The organism is Corynebacterium glyciniphilum AJ 3170 (genome assembly GCF_000626675.1).
Lineage (GTDB): Bacteria > Actinomycetota > Actinomycetes > Mycobacteriales > Mycobacteriaceae > Corynebacterium > Corynebacterium glyciniphilum.
Window position 1 is genome coordinate 789,776 of sequence record NZ_CP006842.1, and the last position, 18,795, is coordinate 808,570.

The 18,795-nt window shown below is 65.5% G+C and carries 19 protein-coding genes; 9 read left to right on the forward strand and 10 right to left on the reverse strand.

Translation table 11 applies throughout. The features are described from left to right. Window positions 1-23 precede the first annotated feature (23 nt). Genes CGLY_RS03635 through CGLY_RS03645 form a run of 3 tightly spaced genes read right to left on the reverse strand, consistent with a single transcriptional unit; the run spans window position 24 to window position 4,077 of the window. The gene (locus tag CGLY_RS03635; protein WP_038546331.1) at window positions 24-1,283 is read right to left on the reverse strand and encodes an acyl-CoA dehydrogenase family protein; all 1,260 of its coding nucleotides are present in this window, start codon (window positions 1,281-1,283) and stop codon (window positions 24-26) included. Further along, window positions 1,280-2,731 (reverse strand): LLM class flavin-dependent oxidoreductase, encoded by a 1,452-nt coding sequence (locus tag CGLY_RS03640; protein WP_052539610.1) that lies wholly within the window; start codon window positions 2,729-2,731, stop codon window positions 1,280-1,282. Before CGLY_RS03640 ends, CGLY_RS03635 begins: the two co-directional genes overlap by 4 nt. Then, entirely contained in the window at window positions 2,728-4,077 is a 1,350-nt protein-coding gene (locus tag CGLY_RS03645) for a styrene monooxygenase/indole monooxygenase family protein (RefSeq protein WP_052539611.1), read from the reverse strand. Before CGLY_RS03645 ends, CGLY_RS03640 begins: the two co-directional genes overlap by 4 nt. 293 nt (window positions 4,078-4,370) lie before the next feature. On the opposite strand from CGLY_RS03645, the gene CGLY_RS03650 reads away from it, so the two are divergent. The 6 genes from CGLY_RS03650 (at window position 4,371) to CGLY_RS03675 (ending at window position 10,768) form a co-directional block, all read left to right on the forward strand. Beyond that, complete coding sequence (locus tag CGLY_RS03650; protein ID WP_038551202.1) at window positions 4,371-5,630, forward strand: MFS transporter; 1,260 nt, start codon at window positions 4,371-4,373, stop codon at window positions 5,628-5,630. Window positions 5,631-5,713: 83 nt separating this feature from the next. Further along, entirely contained in the window at window positions 5,714-6,928 is a 1,215-nt protein-coding gene (locus CGLY_RS03655) for an LLM class flavin-dependent oxidoreductase (protein ID WP_052539613.1), read from the forward strand. Beyond that, window positions 6,925-7,980, forward strand: a complete 1,056-nt coding sequence (locus CGLY_RS03660) for an ABC transporter substrate-binding protein (protein ID WP_227590366.1) — start codon at window positions 6,925-6,927, stop codon at window positions 7,978-7,980. The genes CGLY_RS03655 and CGLY_RS03660 overlap by 4 nt, the downstream gene beginning before the upstream one ends. Then, window positions 7,977-8,858: an ABC transporter permease gene (locus CGLY_RS03665; RefSeq protein WP_081803758.1), complete on the forward strand. Its 882-nt coding sequence runs from the start codon at window positions 7,977-7,979 to the stop codon at window positions 8,856-8,858. Before CGLY_RS03660 ends, CGLY_RS03665 begins: the two co-directional genes overlap by 4 nt. Beyond that, a complete protein-coding gene (locus tag CGLY_RS03670) occupies window positions 8,837-9,571 on the forward strand; it encodes an ABC transporter ATP-binding protein (protein ID WP_038546334.1) in 735 nt (244 codons plus the stop codon). The genes CGLY_RS03665 and CGLY_RS03670 overlap by 22 nt, the downstream gene beginning before the upstream one ends. Window positions 9,572-9,598: 27 nt before the next feature. Beyond that, window positions 9,599-10,768: a serine hydrolase domain-containing protein gene (locus CGLY_RS03675; protein WP_052539616.1), complete on the forward strand. Its 1,170-nt coding sequence runs from the start codon at window positions 9,599-9,601 to the stop codon at window positions 10,766-10,768. A gap of 16 nt (window positions 10,769-10,784) precedes the next feature. Here CGLY_RS03675 and CGLY_RS03680 read toward each other — a convergent pair whose 3' ends face one another. The 7 genes from CGLY_RS03680 to CGLY_RS03710 all read right to left on the reverse strand — a co-directional run bounded on the left by CGLY_RS03680 (window position 10,785) and on the right by CGLY_RS03710 (window position 16,743). Then, a complete protein-coding gene (locus CGLY_RS03680) occupies window positions 10,785-11,681 on the reverse strand; it encodes a siderophore-interacting protein (RefSeq protein WP_052539618.1) in 897 nt (298 codons plus the stop codon). Window positions 11,682-11,708: 27 nt separating this feature from the next. Beyond that, window positions 11,709-12,551 carry an ABC transporter ATP-binding protein gene (locus tag CGLY_RS03685; RefSeq protein WP_038546336.1) on the reverse strand — a complete coding sequence of 281 codons (843 nt, stop codon included), beginning with the start codon at window positions 12,549-12,551 and terminating at the stop codon, window positions 11,709-11,711. After that, entirely contained in the window at window positions 12,548-13,732 is a 1,185-nt protein-coding gene (locus CGLY_RS03690) for a FecCD family ABC transporter permease (protein WP_434114156.1), read from the reverse strand. Before CGLY_RS03690 ends, CGLY_RS03685 begins: the two co-directional genes overlap by 4 nt. Then, window positions 13,729-14,829 carry a FecCD family ABC transporter permease gene (locus CGLY_RS03695; protein ID WP_081803759.1) on the reverse strand — a complete coding sequence of 367 codons (1,101 nt, stop codon included), beginning with the start codon at window positions 14,827-14,829 and terminating at the stop codon, window positions 13,729-13,731. The genes CGLY_RS03690 and CGLY_RS03695 overlap by 4 nt, the downstream gene beginning before the upstream one ends. A gap of 142 nt (window positions 14,830-14,971) precedes the next feature. Further along, window positions 14,972-15,304: a hypothetical protein gene (locus tag CGLY_RS03700; protein WP_038546339.1), complete on the reverse strand. Its 333-nt coding sequence runs from the start codon at window positions 15,302-15,304 to the stop codon at window positions 14,972-14,974. 347 nt (window positions 15,305-15,651) lie between these two features. Next, window positions 15,652-16,050 (reverse strand): hypothetical protein, encoded by a 399-nt coding sequence (locus tag CGLY_RS03705; protein WP_038546341.1) that lies wholly within the window; start codon window positions 16,048-16,050, stop codon window positions 15,652-15,654. A gap of 393 nt (window positions 16,051-16,443) precedes the next feature. Continuing rightward, window positions 16,444-16,743: a hypothetical protein gene (locus tag CGLY_RS03710; protein WP_038546344.1), complete on the reverse strand. Its 300-nt coding sequence runs from the start codon at window positions 16,741-16,743 to the stop codon at window positions 16,444-16,446. A 726-nt stretch (window positions 16,744-17,469) separates the two neighbouring features. Here CGLY_RS03710 and rplN point away from each other — a divergent pair. Genes rplN through rplE form a run of 3 tightly spaced genes read left to right on the forward strand, consistent with a single transcriptional unit; the run spans window position 17,470 to window position 18,734 of the window. Then, on the forward strand, window positions 17,470-17,844 hold the full coding sequence (rplN, locus tag CGLY_RS03715) for a 50S ribosomal protein L14 (RefSeq protein WP_038546346.1): 375 nt from the start codon (window positions 17,470-17,472) through the stop codon (window positions 17,842-17,844). A 3-nt stretch (window positions 17,845-17,847) separates the two neighbouring features. Next, on the forward strand, window positions 17,848-18,162 hold the full coding sequence (gene rplX / locus CGLY_RS03720) for a 50S ribosomal protein L24 (protein WP_038546349.1): 315 nt from the start codon (window positions 17,848-17,850) through the stop codon (window positions 18,160-18,162). Next, window positions 18,162-18,734 (forward strand): 50S ribosomal protein L5, encoded by a 573-nt coding sequence (rplE, locus tag CGLY_RS03725; RefSeq protein WP_038546352.1) that lies wholly within the window; start codon window positions 18,162-18,164, stop codon window positions 18,732-18,734. Before rplX ends, rplE begins: the two co-directional genes overlap by 1 nt. Window positions 18,735-18,795 lie beyond the last annotated feature (61 nt).

Sequence of the window (18,795 nt, forward strand, 5' to 3'; positions counted from 1 at the left end):
CTATCCGGTGGGCCACCATTCTTCTAAGGGGTGAATGGAACTTCCGGTACCCCGCGGACTCCGGCACTCCAGGCGAAAGGAAGCGCCGAACTGTCCCCGGTGAGAGCGTATTTTCCGATGGCCTGCTGCTTGTAGACGGCCGGGTTGTGCTGTGCGAGGGTCCGGGCGTTGCGCCAGTGCCGGTCGAGATTCAGCGCGCCCGACGCCAGGGATGCACCTCCGGTCTCGAAGAGTTCATTGGCCGCGTCGAGGACCAGCGGTATCAGTGCGACCTGGGCTTCGGCCGCCGCGAGCTCCGCGGCGTCAACCTGTCCGTCTGTTCCGTTGACCGCCTGGCCGATGAGATCGGCGACCGCCAGCGTGGTTGCCCGCGCGGTGAAGGCCGCGGCGTTGATCCGGCCCAGGACTGCCTGAACCAACGGGTCTTCACGGGGAAGGTCGGCGGGAGCGTGGGAGTAGGTGCGTTCACGCCCGGCAACGTGGTCCCTGGCGTCATCAGCAGCTCGGCGGGCGATGCCCGACAGGGCTGCCAGGTGGAACAACTGCAGGAACGCTGTTTCCGGGGTCCGGCCACCGGTACCGTAGCCACCGGCGGTGACCACGTCACTCCCCACGGTCACATTGTCGAAGACCGTCGTGCCGGACCCGGTCACCCGTTGACCGAAACCGTCCCAGTCATCGATCTGGTGGACGCCCTCTGCGGTGACCGGCACCGTGACGGTGACACGTTCACCGTCAAGATCGGCGGCGACGACGATGACATCGGCGAAGAGACTGCCCGTGCTGTAGTACTTCGTCCCGTTGAGGACATACCCGTCGGTGTCGGCCCCATCGGTGCCGCGCCGGGTGAGTGTCGTCTGATAGCGCTCAGCGGCTCCGACTCCCCGTTCGGAGATGGCATTTCCGAAGAGTGTTCCGTTGACGACGGCATGGAGACCAGCCTCCGCCGCGTCAGCGGCGGACGGGTCGGTGGAATCCACCGCCGCGAGGAATCCCTCCACGGTGGAGAAGTGGACCCGCAGCGCCTGCGTGAGATTCGGGTCTGCTGCGGCCAAATCAATGAGCAGCGAGAATGTCTGGCGCAGTGTAGCCCCGAACCCGCCGCGGTCGACCGGAACCCGCACGGTTCCGAAACCGGCGTTACGCAGGAGCGCGATGGCTTCGGTAGGTAGCTCGCGACGGTTGTCACGGTCGGCGGCGTCCTCGGAGATGCGGGCGAAGACCGGACCGAACACTTCCGTGAGCTGTCCGTCACTGACGGTTGTGGTGTGGGAGACAGTCATGTCCGTGCTCCTTCGATGTCGTTGAGTCGTGCTCTGGCGGCGTGGGCCGGATGGTTGTCCGGGACGTGGTCCCCGCGATTGAACAACCGGTGGCGAAGAGTGCCGGCAGTGTGACCGGTGGGGTACTCGCCACGGGCCTGCAGGACCGGGACGACATGGTCGATGACGTCCCGGAACGTCCCGGGGGTGACGGCGTAGGCGAGGTTGAATCCGTCGATTCCCGTGACGTCGATCCAGTGCTCCAGCTGATCGGCGACACTCTCGCCGGAGCCGACGACCACCGGGCCCAGCCCGCCGATGCCACCGAATTCCGCCAGTTCGCGCACTGTCCATTCGGCCCGATCCTCGCCGGCGGCGGACTGGAACGCGGCAACGGCGGACTGGATTGCATTGGACCTGATGCCGGTGACCGGGTCATCCAGGTCGAACTCGGAGAAGTCCACCCCCATCCATCCGGACATCAGCGTCAATGACCCTTCCAGGTCAACGTAGCTGCGGTAGTCCTCGGCCTTGGCCAGTGCCTTGGCATCGGTGCTGTCGGTGATCACCGTGATCAGGGCGTATATCACCACATCGTCGCGGGCGCGTCCGGCGTCGTGCAGCTTCTGTGTCAGCGTCTCCACGACATCGGTGAGTTTCTGCGGTGTCGGCGCTGCGACGAACACGGATTCGGCGTGGGCGGCGGCGAATGTACTCCCGCGGTCGGACGCCCCGGCCTGGAAGATCACCGGCGTGCGCTGAGGTGACGGCGCGGACACGTGGATTCCCGGCACCGTGTAATGGTCGCCACGGTGATTGATGGGGTGGACTTTTCCTGGTTCGGTGTAGACGCCGCTCACGGGGTCGGCGCGGACTGCATCGTGTTCCCAGGATCCTTCCCACAGCTTGTAGAGGACGTCGAGGTACTCGTCGGCATGGTCATAGCGGGCGTCGTGGTCGAACGTGTCGAGCTGTCCGCGTGACTGCGTGTTCTCCGCGGCGGAGGGGAGGTAGCCGGTCACCACATTCCACCCCAGTCGACCGCCGGTGAGATGGTCGAGGGTGGTGATGCGACGGGCGAACGGGAAGGGGTGCTCGAATGCGGTACCCGTCGTCAGCCCGAACCCGAGGTGCTCGGTGACCGCGGCCATGGCACTGACCAGAGGGAGTGGGTCGGTGACCGGGATCTGGACGCCCGAGCGCAAGGCGGCCTCCGGCGCTGCACCGTACAGGTCGTACACGCCGAGGACGTCGGCCAGGAAGATGCCGTCGAACAGTCCGTCTTCCAGTGTCCTGGCCAACGACGTCCAGTACCCCAGGTCGTTGTAACGGTGTGACTGGTCGTCCGGGTGCCGCCAGAGTCCGGGGGACTGATGGACCACGCAGCTCATGTCGAAGGCGTTGAATCGGATGCGACGTTGCGGTGTGCCCGCCGACCTGTCTGCGTCGTGGAGGCCTCTGCTGCTCATGCCGCAGCCGCCCGGAATGAAGCCGCGAAGCTCCGCACGTCGGCGGCGGTGCGTAGGACCAGTGCAGGTGAGGGATCGGAGAACAGGCTGAACAGGGCGCTGGCGGCCGCAGGATCGGCGGCGGCGGAGGCGAAGAACTCCTGTGCAACCTCAGCGAACAACGGGTCGCCGAGGAAGAGCGACGTCACCTCGACGCCTGCTTCGGCATGCTCCTGCCAGTGGTGGTCGAAGAGCTCGGTGAGCAGTTCCTCGTCCCAGTCCCGCCCGTCGTCGAGGGCGGCACGGAGTCCGTCGCGCAGCCCGGCCACCTGGTAGGTCGCGAGCTGGGCGCCCTGCCCGGCGATAGGGTCGACGGCGACGGAGGTGTCGCCCAGTGTCGCGATGAGATGTCCACCTGCCGTACGGGCGGTGGGCCGGTGGACGCGGGGGGTCACCGCACCCTTGAGCCAGGAATGGGGGTCGGTGTCAATGGGGTGCAACCAGTCGATGTCTCCGGCGACGTCCGGGAACTCGCGGTGATGCAGGGACTGCAGCACGTCGAGGGCCTCCCGGGCGTCGGTTGCGGAACGGAACGCCTCCTCGGTGGCGGTGCCTGGGCGGGCCCACGCCAGGATCACCCAGGCGTCGTCAGAGTCGTCGCTAGAGTCGGCGCCGTCCTTGTGCAGGTGGGGTCCAACGAAGATCTCACCGTCCTCGTGCAGGGACAACAGCCCGCCGGGGACCGTACTGCCGCGACCCCGGAAGACATGGTCGACGGGGAGCCCGTGGGCGGTCACGGTGAGCAGGTAGCGCTGTGCGGAGTCATAGGGGGTGCGTTCGAGATCCGTCTCGAAGAGGTCGGCCAGGCCTGCTTTCCCGGTGGCGACGAAGGTGAGGTCGTGGTCGGCGGCGATGGTGTCCAGGGTCTCGGGTGTGACCTCGTCGACGATGAACCGGCTGGTGGTGGCCGCCTTGTCGAGGAATTCTCCGAGGCGGTCATCGGCGCGGAGACGTGGGTCGACCGACTGGGCCTCGTAGGTGAACCGGGCAGTGAACGACGCTTCCGGCGGAGTCCCCGCGATGCCCACTGAGCTCGCGGCGAACTGGGCTGTCGGGGTCCCGGCGTAGTGGTCGTCGGTGATCGTGCGGTCCGGTACCCGGGAGTTGCCGAAGAGAATGGCGGTACCGGTGGCGGGGAGATCGTCACGGAGCGCGGAACGGGAACGGTTGCTGTACAGGTCGACCTGCCAGCCCTGGCTCTGGAACGCCAGTGCGGCGTTGACACCGGTGAGGCCGGCGCCGATGACGGCGATGGATGGACGTGGGGACGGGGGGACGGAGGGCGTGGATTGTTGAGTGTCTGTCATGCCCCGGGATCGTAGGAACCACGGCTGCGGCGCGACACTGTTCGTCACGCGCCGTGGAGAACCCTTGACCATGTTCGCTGTCGGAGGGTAATACGCGACGCGCGCGAAGGGGCTCCTGCCACTGCCCGGAGTTTCCGCCCTGACTGCCGGGGAGTAGGTTTGCAGGGGTTCTGACGACGAGATAATCCAGGAGGACGGTAACGGTGGCCGACAGCAGCCAGGCGGGTAGCCAGGCAGACAGCCAGCAGACGGTGCAGAAGGATGCACGTCGTGGACTGCCGGGTGGCCCGGTGATCCCGGTTGTCCTCGCATTCATCGCGGTGGCGGTCGCCGCCGTGAACCTGCGCGCCGGTATCGCCTCACTCGGCCCGGTGCTGTCCGACGTCCTCGGGGCCTTCGGTACGTCGAGCTCCTACGCCGGTCTGATCACGGCTCTCCCGGGCGTGCTCTTCGGTGTGATGGGGCTGTGTGCGGTGCCTCTGGCCCGCCGTCTGGGGTTGAGTCGCACCATCCTCATCGGCATGGTCGTGTCCCTGGCGGGCCTGGCAGTGCGGCCGTGGGTCGGCACCATGGCGGTGTTCATCGTGTTGACCGGACTGGTGGTCGCCGGCATTGCCCTGGGCAATGTGCTGATTCCGGCGTGGGCGAAGAACTACGGGGGACGCCGGACAGTGGCACTGATGACGGTTTACAGTGCCCTGTTGGGGGTGTCGGGTGCGGCGGGGCCTTTGTCGGACCTGTGGTTCGACGGGGACGACTCCTGGAAGTGGGCGCTGTTCGTGTGGGCGTTCCTCTGCCTGGTCCAGGTTCTGGTCTGGGTGGTCGTGGCTTTCCGCACCGGATCGGACTTTCCGGGTGCCCACGGGAAGAAGTCCGGTGGCGACGCGATTCCCTCGGCTCTGCCGCAACCGACACCGGAGGAGGTCGAGAAACTGTCCCGGACCTCGCTGTGGCGCTCGCCGACGGCGGTGTTCCTCACCCTGTTCTTCGGGGTCCAGGCGATGAACGCCTACCTGCAGATGGGATGGCTGCCGCAGATCTACGTGGACTCCGGTGTCTCCCGTGACGTGGGAAGCATCGCTCTGGCGATGATCGGCGCCTTCAACATCCTCGGTGGCATCGTCATGCCCACTGTCATTGACCGGGCACGGAGCCTCGCACCGTTCCCGCTGGTGTTCGCGCTGCTCACCGCCGGAGGTTATCTGGGTGTCCTGCTCGCCCCCACAGCGGCGCCTCTGCTGTGGGCCGCGCTGCTCGGTCTCGGTGGTTTCTGTTTCCCGACGGCGATCGCCCTGATCACCGCGCGGAGCCGCTCATCCCTGGTGACCGCGCGGCTGTCCGGTTTCGTGCAGCCGATGGGATACTTCATCGCCGGTATCGGTCCGTTCATCATCGGCCTGGTGCACGGGAGCACCGGCGACTGGTCCGGGATTCTCGTGGCGCTGGTGGTCATCGCGGTGATCATGGGTGTACTCGGGGTGCGTGCCGGGAAGAAGACCCTGATCGACGATGAACTGCTCACGCCGCACTGGCGCGAGTACGCAGGGCACTGAGACCGCCTCCACGTCGCTGCCTGTTTCGTTCACCGGGAACGGAAGTGTAGGGCCATAAGTAGACAGAGTGGTTCACTCATGCCATGCCACGACACGATGAACCCCCACAGACCTCCTTCCATCCCGAACTGACCTTCCACTGGTACCTACCGCCCTTCGTCGACTCACGCTACGTTGTCGGCGGCGGCCCCGGTGGACGGGTCGCAGCCCATGGCCGCGACGGATTGCCCGACCGTGCCGTGGACGGCAGGTACCTCACCCAGCTAGCCCTTGCCGCGGAGCAGAACGGTTTTGACAGCGTGTTGATTCCGGTCGGGCTGTGGTGCGAGGACCCCTGGTTGATAGCCACCAGTCTGCTCGGTGTCACGGAACGGTTGAAGTTCCTGGTGGCAGTCCGTCCCGGCCTGGCCACTGCACTGAAAGAAGCGCAGTCCGCCGCCACCTTCCAGCGCCTGTCCGGAAATCGGCTGATCATCAACGTCGTCACCGGCGGGGAACCTGCCCAGCAACGCGCCACCGGTGACCGGGTGCCCAAGGCAGAGCGTTATGAGCGCACTGCCGAGTATCTCGACGTGTGGAAGCAGCTCTGGACGAGTTCCGAGCCGGTTGACTACGCCGGACGGCACGTCGACATCCGTGGTGCCAGACTTCCGGTCCGCCCTGAGACCGTGCCGTCGGTGTATTTCTCCGGATCCTCCCCGGAGGCGGTGCGCGTCGCAGCAGACCATGCCGACACCTACCTCACCTGGGGTGAACGACCCCGCGACGTCGGGAAGAAACTCCGCGACCTGCCCGGTGCCCGGGGTGGGCTGCGGGTACATGTCATCGCCCGCGAAACCTCGGACCAGGCGTGGGATGCCGCAGCACAGCTGCTGACCCATGTCTCCGAGTCCGACGTCCGGGCCGCACAGGAGGCGATCGCGTCCTCAGAGTCGGAGAGCCAACGGCGCATCGCCGAACTCCACGGACGTGGATCGGTGTTCCGTCAGGGAGACGATGTGCGTGCCTTGCAGATCCACCCGGGTCTGTGGACCGGTGTCGGCCTCGTCCGGGGCGGAGCCGGAACCGCGCTGGTGGGTTCCTACGACGAGGTCGCCGACCTCATCGCTGAGTACCAGCACGAGGGGATCACCGAGTTCGTCCTGTCCGGGTACCCGCACCTGGAGGAGACCTACCACGTAGGGGAAGGAGTCATCCCCGCCCTTCGTCGCCGCGGCTACCCCGTCACCCACCACGGCGGGCCGTTGACCTCCGCGCCGGCCCCGCAGCAGCAGAGGCAGGAGGTGAAGAGCGCATGAGAACCATCCGGAACAGCGCATCCCCCAGGACGGTCACGATCATCGCTCTGACCTCACTCACCGCACTGACAGTCAGTGGATGCAACGCCGTGAGTGCCGGCGACGGAGGCGACGACTACGACGAGACCGCCGTGATCTCCGATGCCGTGGACAAGGACACCGTGCTGCGCATCGGCGACCCGCGTACCCAGGTAGCTCTCGAAGCGTCCGGTCTGATCGACGACCTGGACTTCACCCCGGAATGGGCGAATATCGACGGTGGACCGAAAACGTTGGAGGCGTTCCGGGCCGACGCCCTCGACGTCGGGGCCGTCGCTGACATTCCTCCGTTGTTTGCCACCTGGACCAATGAGCCGGTGCGCATCGTCTCGGCACGCCGCACCGTCGATCCGTTGGAGCACCCGACCTATGAACTGGGCGTCGCGCCGGGTGCGGATGTCCGTGAGCTGGCCGACCTGAAGGGCAAGCGTATCGCCTATAGCCCGGGACAGGCCCAGGGGGCGCTGGTGCTGCGCGTTCTCGAGGAAGCGGGGTTGTCCCAGGATGACGTCGACCTTGTGGAACTGCAGAGCACCGACGACACCTTCGTCAACGTCATTGCCAAGGGAGAGGTGGACGTCGCCCCGCTCGGTATCGAACAGGCACGGTCCTATCTGGCGAAGTACGGCCAGGACGGGGCGAGCACCATCGCCCCCGGTGTGCCAGACGACCCCTGGCACCTGTACGTGCCGACCACCACGTTGCAGGACGAGAAGAAGACTGCAGCGCTCAAGCAGTACGTGCAGGTCTGGAACAAGCTCAATCTGTGGATCAATGACCACCGCGAGGAGTATGCGGATCTCTACCTCGTCGATCATCAGGGACTCTCGGAAGAGGACGCCCGGTACGTCGTCGATCGGCAGGGAGATTTCACGGTTCCGGAGAACTGGGACGGGCTGATCTCTGAACACCAGGCGACCGCAGACCTGCTGTCGCGGGAACAGGACCATCCGGAGATCGAGGTCGACGACCTCTACGACCGACGTTTCGAACCCGAGGAGTTGGCGGCATGACCACCACACTGGAGCACACCGTAGGTACGACCGGTCCGTCGCGGCAGTCACCGGACCCGCGCCCGGGATCGCCGGCGAGCGGGCAGGAGGACGTACGGCCCCGGCGTCGGAGCTACGGCCCCGGCGGACGTCTGAAACTCGGCCGGGGGCTCGGGGTCCTGTTTCTTCTTCTGGCATGGGCCGGTGGGTCGGCAACAGGTCTGATCGACCCACGCATCCTCGCTTCGCCCTGGCAGGTTGCAGCGGCCGCCGCCGAGCTCGTGGAGTCCGGGCGACTCCAGGAATCACTCGTGGCATCGTTGACTCGCGCGGGCGCCGGCATCATCCTGGGGATTGTCGCCGGTGTCATCCTCGCCACCGTGGCGGGGCTCTCGCGCTGGGGAGAATCACTGATTGACGGTCCGGTGCAGGTCAAACGGTCTATCCCGACACTGGCGCTGATGCCGCTGCTGATCCTGTGGTTCGGCATCGGTGAAGAAATGAAGGTCACCACCATTGCCCTGGCCACGGTGATCCCGGTGTACATGAACACCTTCGACGGCCTCCGGTCGATCGACCGGCGGTTCGTCGAACTTGCCAGCACTCTGGAGGTCGGTCGCGTGGAGTTCCTGCGTCGGGTGATCCTCCCCGGGTCGATGCCCGGCGTGATTCTGGGCCTGCGGTACGGAGTCACCGCCGGTCTGCTGGCTCTGGTCGTCGTCGAGCAGGTGAACACGACGTCGGGGCTGGGCTACATGATCACCCTGGCTTCGAACTACGGGCAGACGGAGATCATCGTCGTCGGCCTGGTCACCTACGCAGTGCTCGGTGTTGCTGCCGACGCAGCACTTCGGGCCGTTGGACGGAGGGCTTTGTCATGGCGACGCACGATCAGCTGAACGCAGACTCGGGCACAAACTCGAGGACAGGCACAGTCAGTGTGCGGAATCTCCACCGTTCCTTCGACGGGGCCACCGACATCCTCGCGGGCATCGACCTGGACATCGGCGCCGGTGAGTTTGTCGCACTGCTGGGACGCAGCGGATCCGGGAAATCGACGCTGTTACGGGCACTCGCTGGACTGGACAGTGACGTCGCAGGCCACGGTGTGATTGAGGTGCCTGAGCGGGTGTCGGTCGTATTTCAGGATTCCCGGCTTGTGCCGTGGCTCCGCATCGCCCAGAACGTTGCTTTCGGCCTGCCGTCGGGCAGCGTGACGACGAGGCATGTCGGCGACGCACTCGCCGAGGTCGGGCTGTCAGGTCGTGAACGCGCCTGGCCGGTCGAACTCTCCGGTGGTGAACAGCAGCGCGCGGCACTGGCCCGAGCGCTGGTCAGGGAACCGGATCTGCTGTTGGCTGACGAGCCTTTCGGTGCTCTGGACGCCCTGACAAAGATCCGGATGCACGGGCTGCTGCGGGACCTGGTTGCCCGACACCGTCCGTCGGTGCTGATGATTACCCATGACGTCGATGAAGCAGTCACCCTCGCCGACCGGGTCATCGTCCTGAAGGAGGGGCAGCTGAGCCTCCAGTGCACGACGGACGGGGTGGACCCCGGGGACCTGCGGTCGCGCCTACTCGAGGAACTTGGAGTGGAGGCCGTGGCATAAGAAGGTCGGACGTGCCACACTTCGGTGATGACCGACTCCACTGTTCTTGACGCCGTTGCGGTACTTCTGCGGGACAGGGTCCGCGACGGCCGGTTGCCTGGTGCCGTCGCCGCATACCACCACGGTGGCCGACATGGCAGGATGATGCCGGGAACAGAGACCGTCGCTGTCGGGGTGCAGGACCTGGCGTCGGGCGCACCGATGATGCCCGACTCCCTGTTCTTCTGGGACTCGCTGAGTAAGCCCGTGACTGCCGCTGTGGCCTTGACACTCATCGCCGAGGGCAGCATCGCCCTGGACACACCCCTGTCCCGGTGGCTGCCCGAACTCGACCGGCCTTCCGTCCTCCGTGACCCGTCTGGCGCGTTGGACGATGCGGCCAACCTCGTGCCGTGCGACCGCGCGGCCACGGTCGAGGACCTGTTGACCCTGCGCGGCGGCCTGGGGTTCACTCCGGACTTCGGGTCGCCGTTCTGCCGGAGGCTGTTCAGGATCCTGCAGGAGGAGAGTCTCGGACGCTCCGTGAACAGGGCGGACTACCTCGCTTCAGCGGCCACGCTGCCCCTGGCCCATCAACCCGGGCACGGGTGGACCTACAACTCCGGCAGTACCCTGCTCGGACTGCTGTGCGAACGCGTGGCGGAGGTGCCGCTCGACCAGCTGACGCAGGACCGGCTGTTTACTCCGCTCGGCATCGGTGACACCACGTGGTGGGTGGACCGGCAGAGACTCGACCGGTTCACCGCCCGCTACGCTGACGGAGAAGAAGGCCTGAGCCTGGTTGACCCTCCGGACGGTGTCTACGCCGCACCACCGGCGTTCCCCGATGCGGCAGGTGCGCTCGTCGGCCCCGTGGGCGACTGGATCACCTTCACCCGCCTCCTGCTCGGCGGCGGTGCGGTGGACGGTACGAGGATTCTGCCGGTGTCACTGGTGACGGCGATGATGACCGATCAGCTGTCGCCCGCGCAGCGGGAAGCGTCGGGATTTTTCCTGGCCGAGGGGGAGGGCTGGGGCTACGGCGGCAGTGTGCGTCCCGACGGGACGTACGGCTGGGCCGGTGCCGCCGGAACCTGGGCACGGGTCAACCCGCGTACCGATGAGGCCGTCGTCGTGTTCACCCAGCTGGCGTTGCACGGCCCCGAGGGTGGTGGACTTTTCGACGAGATCGAGCAGATTGTCGGCGCTGCGTGGTGACGCTACGCCCCGGTGGTTATGGCCGGGGCCGGCCTTCGATCCAGTAGGCGACCCAGTCCACGAAGGCGGTGTCGACGTTCCACTCGTCCACGGCGATGCCGCGCACGGTCTTGGTCATGCCGACTTCACCGCTGGCCCACACGTACTCCACGGCGGCTGACGGGTGGCCGTTTTCCGCCGCCTCGCGGAGATGAGTGGCGACGGCCTCGGATTCCATCCCGGGTGTGGTGTAGATGATCTGCAGGGATGCCACCCGGTCAGACCAGTCCTCCGCCAGCCCGCTTTCCAGGTCGTCGGGGGAGTGGGCGACGACAACGACGTGGTACCTGGAGAGATCATCGGTGTGATGGTCGTCGGTGAACTCGAGGACGGTCAGCAGAGCGGGGACGGCTGACGGGTCGGCGACGAAGAGGGGGCGTTCGGCGTGGCGGATCCAGATGGCGTTGCACAGCCAGACTCCGGCGGTGGCGCCGGGGCGGACCTGTGAGACCCAGCTGGCACCGGGGCCGGGGTGGTCGTCGTGCATCACCACGTCGACATCGATCTCTCCTTCATCCTGCCGCAGGTGGCGCACGGTGTACCAGCGCAGTCCCGGCCGTACAGCCTCATCGATCTCAGCGACGGCAGCGCGGATATTCCGTCCTGCGGTGTCGAAAGGCTCGAAGTCGTGACCCTGCTGTGGCATCAGCAGGCCAAAGAACTCGTCGGGCCCAGTGAGCTCCAGCTCCCTGAATTCGGGGGACGACAGTGTGAGCCGTCGGAGGTTCGGCGCGATCAACTCATTGGCGGTCACCGTGACCGGGACGAGTCGTCCGCCGAAATCGTCGGCGGGTTCAGTGCCCTCGGACGGGTCACGTCGTGGGTGCTCCCGGAGTTCGGTGTCGCGGACGGCGGTGGCGGGCGTGGTGGCCATGGTGGTGCTCCTGTCTATGGTGGCTGTTTAGGATGCGGGGTCGCCGAGGTGGTCGCCGGTCTCCGGCGGGGCTGACGGCACGATCAACGGGCCGCCGACGACCGGGTCGTCAATGACGACGGCATCGAGGTTGAAGACGTCCTTGAGCAGGCGGGAGGTGATGATCTCGCCGGGGCTTCCCGCTGCCTCGATAGCACCGTCACGCATGACCACCAGGTGGTCGGAGTAGCGTACGGCCAGGTTGAGGTCGTGCAGCACCATGACCACGGTACGGTCGAGACGGCCTTTGAGCTCCCGGACCAGATCGAGGACCTCGATGGAGTGGGAGAGATCGAGGTACGTCGTCGGCTCGTCGAGGAACAGGACTTCGGTGTGCTGTGCCAGGACCATGGATATCCACACCCGCTGGCGTTGGCCGCCGGACAGCGAGTCCACCGGCCGGTCGGCGAGGTTGGCGACCGAGGTCATCTCGAGGGCTGCCATGACCTCCTCTTCGTCCGTGGACGACCATTGCCTGATCCAGCTCTGGTGAGGGTGACGGCCACGCGAAACCAGGTCAGAGACCACGAGACCGGGCGGGGCGACCGGTGACTGCGGAAGCACACCGATGATCTTGGCGAGGTCTTTTCGCTTCATACCGCCGATGTCGGTGGAGTCGAGGTGGACGTCACCTGCCCGGGAGGGGAGGAGTCGGGCCAGCGACCGGAGCAGTGTGGATTTTCCGCAGCCGTTCGGGCCGATGATGGTCGTGACCTTGCCTCCGGGGATGCTCAGCGACAGGTCATCGATGATCGGAGCACCTTTGCCGTAGCCGACGGTGAGGCCGGAGGCGGTGATCGTGTTGGTCTGGGTACGGGTCTGGGTGCTCATTCGGTGGAGGCCCTCCGGTTGTTCTGGACGAGCAGATAGATCAGGAACAGTCCGCCGACTGCGGACGTCAGCAGTCCCACGGGGAGTTCGACGGGAAGGAGTGACTGGGTCGCCATGTCGGCGAGGACCAGTAGGCAGGACCCGAACAGTGCGGATGCCAGCAGCGGCGGTGTCGACCGTCCGCAGAGTCGTTGGGCGATCTGCGGGGAAACGAACGCGACGAAGCCGATGGGGCCGGCCGCGGAGACGGCGACGGCGGCCAGCGCGACGGAGAACACGAGGAGTGCGACCTGCACCCCGGTGACGTTCTGGCCGAGTGACCGGGCCACGTCGGGGCCGAGCACACCAGCGAGCAGTTGAAAGGAGATCCATGCGAAGATCGGTGCCCCGATCAAGACGAGGAGAATGACCGGCAGTGCCCGGGTCCAGTTTGTGGCATTCAGTGACCCGGAAAGCCACAACTGCGCTGTCGTGGCGTCGCGCAGGTCCGCGCGGGTCATCAGGAAGTTGATGAAGGCCATCAGCAGTGCGGAGATGATGATGCCGGAGAGCACGAGGCGGAAGGGGTCCATGCCACGGCGGTAGGCGAGGATCCAGATGGCCAGTCCAGTGAGCAGTCCACCGGCGAGGGCAGCGACGGGGATGCCGACGCCGGAGAGCCAGCCGACGAGACCGCCGGAGGCACCGCCGCCGAGCACGATGATGGTCACAGCCATCGCAGAGGCACCGGTGGTGATGCCGAGAATGTCGGGACTGGCCAGGGCGTTGCGGGTGACCGACTGGGTGAGCGCACCGGACAGGCCCAGGGCGGCGCCGACGACGATCCCGGTCACGGATCGGGGCATGCGCCAGTCGAAGACGACGAGTTCCTCGATGCGGGACGGTTCGACGATGAGGTCGCGGAGTCCAGCCAGGTGCAGGGAGTCGAAGAGCCGGGCGCTGATGATCTCGGCGACGCGGATCGGGGTCAGCGGGTAGTCGCCGAGGCAGATGGACAGCAGGAACAGGATGACCGCCGTGATCGCCAGGACGACGGTCACGAAGAAGTGGCGGGGACGCCATACCGTGGACAGTGCGCCGAGCCGGAATGCGGGACGTCCTGGCACCCGGGAATTGTGGACCCAGGTGCGCCGGGGCTCCCGCGGAGTCTCCGTGTCGGTGGTCGTACCGGTGGGGGTCACAGTTGCACCACCTTTCTGCGGACGAGCATGTAGATGAAGAGTGGTGCGCCGACGAACGCGAGGACAATGCCGACTTGAAGCTCACCGGGGCGGGCCACGAGGCGACCGAGGACATCAGCGTAGATCAGGAGGGTCGCTCCACCGAGCGCTGAGTACGGCAGGATCCAGCGGTAATCCGGCCCGGTGATCGAACGGACGAGGTGGGGGACGACGAGCCCGAGGAAGGCGATGGGCCCCGCGGCGGCGGTCGCGGATGCTGCCAGCAGTGCGATGACGACCATGCCCATGAACCGGGCGACACGGGTGTTGACGCCCAGGGCGGTGGCGACGTCGTCACCGAGGTTCAGAAGGTTGAGCTGGGGGCCGGTGGCGAAGGCGAGGAGGAGCCCGATGACGATGACCGGGAGCACTCCCCAGAACACACTCATGTCCCGTCCCGCCACGGAGCCGACGGTCCAGAACCGCATCCGGTCCAGGTTGTTCTCGTCGGTGAGGACAAGGGCGCTGATGATCGCCTGGAGGACGGCGTTCATCGCGGCTCCGCCGAGGATCAGGGTCAGTGGGTGGACGTTGCCGCCTCCGACAGAAGCCAGTCCGAAGACGATGAACGTGGCGACGAGGGCACCACCGAAAGCCCATGCGGCGGTGGCACCCGTACCGGTGACGTTGAAGAGGGCGAAGCTACTGACCACGGCCAGTGACGCTCCGGCCGAGATACCGAGGATGCCAGGGTCCGCCAGTGGGTTGCGGGTGTGCCCCTGGATCAGCGCCCCGGCGACTCCGAGTGCCGCTCCGACCACGATGCCGATGAGGGTGCGTGGGAAACGGAGTTCGGTGATGACCTGGAGATCGGGATTGTCGATGCGCTCGGCACGTAGAGCGGAAGGTAGCTGGCGCAGTGCATCCAGGAGGACATCGTTCGGGATGATGCGGGAACCGTAGGCGAGACTGAGCACGAAACCGACGACGAGGAGGACGGTAAGCCCGAGGAGTCCGAGGAGCCGGCGTCGACGTAGGTTTGTCGTCGCCGACACGCCGGGGGTGTGGGGACGCGTCGAGCCCGGTGGTTCGGGGACGTCCGTGGTTCCCGTCGTCATCGGGCCCCTTTCGCTCGTGGGAAAGAGCGTGGTGGCACAGAAGAACCCCTGCCTCCACGCTCGAGGATAGGTTCACCTTAGATCGTAGGTGAGCCTCGCGCAATGAAAGCAGGGGCTGTGCGACCGCTGGTCGGGGAACTTCTTAGCTGAACAGGCCGCCGAGTCCGACTGCAGCGACAATCAGGCTGATGACGGCGGTAATGCCCTTGATGCCATCGAGCCAGTCATCGCCCTCACCGGGGGCGAAGGAACCGAGGATGCCCTCGTCGCCGAAGAGATCGTTGAGCGAACCGGTGATCTCAGAGGTGGAGGAGCCTTCGCCGGAGCCGTCAGTGGCGGAGCCTTCTTCTGACGACTGCGAGATCGAACCGGTCGGCAGGTCGGTGGATCCTTCCTGTGCGGAGGCGACGCCGACACCGGCGAAGGCGACGGTGGCGGCGGTGGCGCCAGCCAGGAGGGTCTTCTTGAGCTTCATGTGATGAATCCTCTTGAGTCAGGGAGCGCCGACACGACAGTGTCGGCGCGGAAGAACTGGGTTTACCTGACCCATAATCTGGTATCAGAGAGAAAAACTCCACACAGTGTGCTGACTCATTCTCACGGTAAGTGTGCCGGTACCGCCCAGTAACATCGCGATTACGTAGTTCATCTGCGGTAACGATGTCGCTGGCTGACTGAGGATGGTCGCAAACAAACCACTCATTATGGGGGGCTTCGCAAGTGCTCCTTCGATCCTCAGTGGATACTTCCCAAGAAATTGGTGATGTAGACAGAACAACACCCCGTCGCCGTGACGGGGTGTTGAGGGGGGCGACAGCTGGGCTAGCCGAGCTGACCCTCGATGAAGTTCCGGCTGTCCTGCAGGACACCCTGGAAGGCGTCGGAGGCGTCGATGGCGGCCGTGTAGGCGCCGGCCAGGGTCGCCACGGCTGCGCCGCCGACGGCGAGGCTGACAAGGGCCTCGGTGGCCTTGCCGTAGTCGAACTGGTCGCCGGTCCAGGAACCGAGGGCATCAGCGCCGGTGACGGATCCGAAGACGTCGCGTTCTGCGGAGAGTTCTGCGGAGCCTGCGGTCGGGGCGCTGCCGGAGTCTTCGTTGGAGGCGGAGCTTCCGGTGCTGGCGTCGTCAGGGAGTTCCTCCTGTGCGGAGGCGACGCTGGTTCCGGCGATGGCGAGGGTGACGGCGGTTGCTGCGGTCAGAAAAGTCTTGCGGGCCTTCATGGTGATTCGCTCCTCTTGAGGATCGTTGGTGAGGGGTACGAATCAGAACTTAGCATGCCGGATGTGAGTCGGATACCGATATGTTCTTGCTGATCAGACGGTAAATACGGGGGAGGGTATTGGTTGGTTGGCAGCGTGCGCGGTATTGCGCCTCCCGGGCCCGGTACCGGGAGGGGTACTGGGAACTGCTCTGACAGGCCGCTGCGTGTGCGCTGGGGCATTCAGGGAGCGGTAACCAGGCGCCGGTGGTCCGTCGGTGCGCCAACAGAGTTCAATGTAGATCCTGTCCCACGAACGGGGGTGTGCGGACACGGGAAACGGCCCCGACCATGTGGTCGGAGCCGTTTCTAGAGTGGTCCCTCAGGGGCCGAGCATCATTGATGATGCGTCACATCAGAAGGGGAAGTTCGGGATCTTCCCGGTGATGTCGTCCACCATGTCCTGGAAGTCGTTCACGGCGTCGTTGATGTTCGGAAGGATGCTGATCGAGCCGGCCACAGCCTTGCCGAAGTCATTGAAGATGGTCAGGGTCTCGGTCGAGCCCTCGATGCTGCCGAGCAGCTCGGCGGAGGAGGAGGTCTCCTCGGTCGGCGGGGTCTCCGGGGTATCGTCCTGTGCGGAAGCGATGCCGGTGCCAGCGATGGCGACAGTGGTGGCGGTGGCTGCGGCGAGCAGGCCCTTCTTGAAAGTCATGTGTGTATCCTCACTGAACTTGTGTGGCCGTCCGGAGGTGCAGTTCTCCGGCCGGAGGCGGGACGTCCCGCCGTTCGGGTGAGAAGTTACCAGCGTCGCCGTGATCTGTCGTGGGGTAATTCCGATGAGAATACATCAGTGCCTAAAACGAAGACTTGTGAGAGCCTTACCTGAGTAGCCTTCTGCAATTCCGCGGAGATGACTCGTTCATATAGATGTCACCTGTGTGGTGGGTTGTGTACGGCCGTTAGTATTGCCACTCTTGATGGTGTTGTTTCCCATCGTTCCAGCTAGGGCGGTAAATGCCCCGGAGGGTACTTGTAGTGATGCGCGTTGTGCGCAGCCCTCCGGCGATGCGTTTCGAGGTACGGGGACGAGCGCAAGGTGATTGTGACATTGTCAGAATCATGCCGTTACTGTGACATGAGACACCTACCGCCGATCGGGGGTGGTGGCATCCCGTAATTAGATGTGACACGTCGTGTGGGGAGACCGGGCCGGGAAGCCAGTGATCTGATCCGACGTTGATGGCGTGCGGCAGTCGGGTTTGTTCCATATCCTCGCCAATGGCATACTTGAGCGGTTGCCTGTGGTCCACAGGTTCCTCCGCCGTGTCCTGTACATGTGCGAGCGATCCTGAGGTGGCCACGGAGAGGCACGGACCGCGCGCGTGAGGGTCGGTAATCCCACGCGCACAGAACTACTAGGTCTACAAGGAGACTAGAAGTGATTCAGCAGGAATCGCGTCTGAAGGTCGCCGATAACACCGGAGCCCGGGAAATCCTGGTCATCCGCGTGCTCGGCGGCTCCACCCGACGCTCCGGCGGCATCGGCGACGTCGTCGTCGCCACCGTCAAGGAAGCAGCCCCCGGTGGCGCCATCAAGTCCGGTGACATCGTCAAGGCCGTCATCGTGCGCACCAAGAAGGAGACCCGTCGTCCCGACGGCTCCTACATCAAGTTCGACGAGAACGCAGCCGTCCTGATCAAGGGCGTCGACAACAACGACCCGCGCGGCACCCGTATCTTCGGGCCGGTTGCCCGCGAGCTGCGTGACAAGCGCTTCATGCGCATCGTTTCTCTCGCTCCGGAGGTGCTGTAACCCATGAAGATCCGTAAGGGCGATACCGTCCTGGTCATCTCGGGCCCGGACAAGGGCGCCAAGGGCCGGGTCATTGAGGCCTACCCGCAGCGCGACAAGGTTCTTGTCGAGGGCGTCAACCGCATCAAGAAGCACGTCGTCAACTCCGCACCCGAGCGTGGCGCTGAGTCTGAGGGCATCGTCACCCAGGAGGCCCCCATCCACGTGTCCAACGTGATGGTCCTCGACGCTGACGGCGAGCCCACCCGCGTCGGCTACCGCTTCGATGAGGACGGCAAGAAGATCCGCATCTCCCGCCGCACCGGGAAGGACATCTGATGAGCGACAACTACACCCCCCGCCTCAAGACCCGCTACCGCGGCGAGATCCGGGAGACCCTGAACAACGAGTTCCAGTTCGACAACGTCATGCAGATCCCCGGCGTGACCAAGGTTGTCGTGAACATGGGTGTCGGCGAGGCAGCCCGCGACTCCAAGCTGATCAACGGTGCCATCAAGGACCTCACCCTGATCACCGGTCAGAAGCCGCAGATCCGCCAGGCCAAGAAGGCGATCTCGAACTTCAAGCTGCGTGAGGGCATGCCCATCGGTGCCCGCGTCACCCTGCGTGGCGACCGCATGTGGGAGTTCCTCGACCGCCTGCTGACCGTTGCCCTGCCCCGAATCCGCGACTTCCGCGGTCTCTCGGACCAGCAGTTCGATGGCAACGGCAACTACACCTTCGGTCTCAACGAGCAGTCCATGTTCTACGAGATCGACGTCGACTCCATCGACCGTCCCCGCGGTATGAACATCACCGTGGTGACCTCTGCGACCAACAACGATGAAGGCCGCGCGCTGCTGCGCGAGCTGGGCTTCCCGTTCAAGGCCGGCCAGAACGCCGAGAAGTAGTCTTCCGGCTGCGCCGAGATCCTCTCGGCGACACTGACGCCGTCCCACCCCGCTGCTCCAG

Bases quoted from the DNA above. Each gene is read 5' to 3' on its own strand.
- CGLY_RS03635 (WP_038546331.1), bottom strand. From the start codon at position 1,283: ATGACTGTCTCCCACACCACAACCGTCAGTGACGGACAGCTCACGGAA.
- CGLY_RS03670 (WP_038546334.1), top strand. From the start codon at position 8,837: ATGGCGACGCACGATCAGCTGAACGCAGACTCGGGCACAAACTCGAGG.
- CGLY_RS03645 (WP_052539611.1), bottom strand. From the start codon at position 4,077: ATGACAGACACTCAACAATCCACGCCCTCCGTCCCCCCGTCCCCACGT.
- CGLY_RS03695 (WP_081803759.1), bottom strand. From the start codon at position 14,829: ATGACGACGGGAACCACGGACGTCCCCGAACCACCGGGCTCGACGCGT.
- CGLY_RS03675 (WP_052539616.1), top strand. From the start codon at position 9,599: ATGACCGACTCCACTGTTCTTGACGCCGTTGCGGTACTTCTGCGGGAC.
- rplX (WP_038546349.1), top strand. From the start codon at position 17,848: ATGAAGATCCGTAAGGGCGATACCGTCCTGGTCATCTCGGGCCCGGAC.
- CGLY_RS03685 (WP_038546336.1), bottom strand. From the start codon at position 12,551: ATGAGCACCCAGACCCGTACCCAGACCAACACGATCACCGCCTCCGGC.
- CGLY_RS03665 (WP_081803758.1), top strand. From the start codon at position 7,977: ATGACCACCACACTGGAGCACACCGTAGGTACGACCGGTCCGTCGCGG.
- CGLY_RS03680 (WP_052539618.1), bottom strand. From the start codon at position 11,681: ATGGCCACCACGCCCGCCACCGCCGTCCGCGACACCGAACTCCGGGAG.
- CGLY_RS03700 (WP_038546339.1), bottom strand. From the start codon at position 15,304: ATGAAGCTCAAGAAGACCCTCCTGGCTGGCGCCACCGCCGCCACCGTC.
- CGLY_RS03710 (WP_038546344.1), bottom strand. From the start codon at position 16,743: ATGACTTTCAAGAAGGGCCTGCTCGCCGCAGCCACCGCCACCACTGTC.
- CGLY_RS03655 (WP_052539613.1), top strand. From the start codon at position 5,714: ATGCCACGACACGATGAACCCCCACAGACCTCCTTCCATCCCGAACTG.
- CGLY_RS03705 (WP_038546341.1), bottom strand. From the start codon at position 16,050: ATGAAGGCCCGCAAGACTTTTCTGACCGCAGCAACCGCCGTCACCCTC.
- CGLY_RS03660 (WP_227590366.1), top strand. From the start codon at position 6,925: ATGAGAACCATCCGGAACAGCGCATCCCCCAGGACGGTCACGATCATC.
- rplE (WP_038546352.1), top strand. From the start codon at position 18,162: ATGAGCGACAACTACACCCCCCGCCTCAAGACCCGCTACCGCGGCGAG.
- CGLY_RS03640 (WP_052539610.1), bottom strand. From the start codon at position 2,731: ATGAGCAGCAGAGGCCTCCACGACGCAGACAGGTCGGCGGGCACACCG.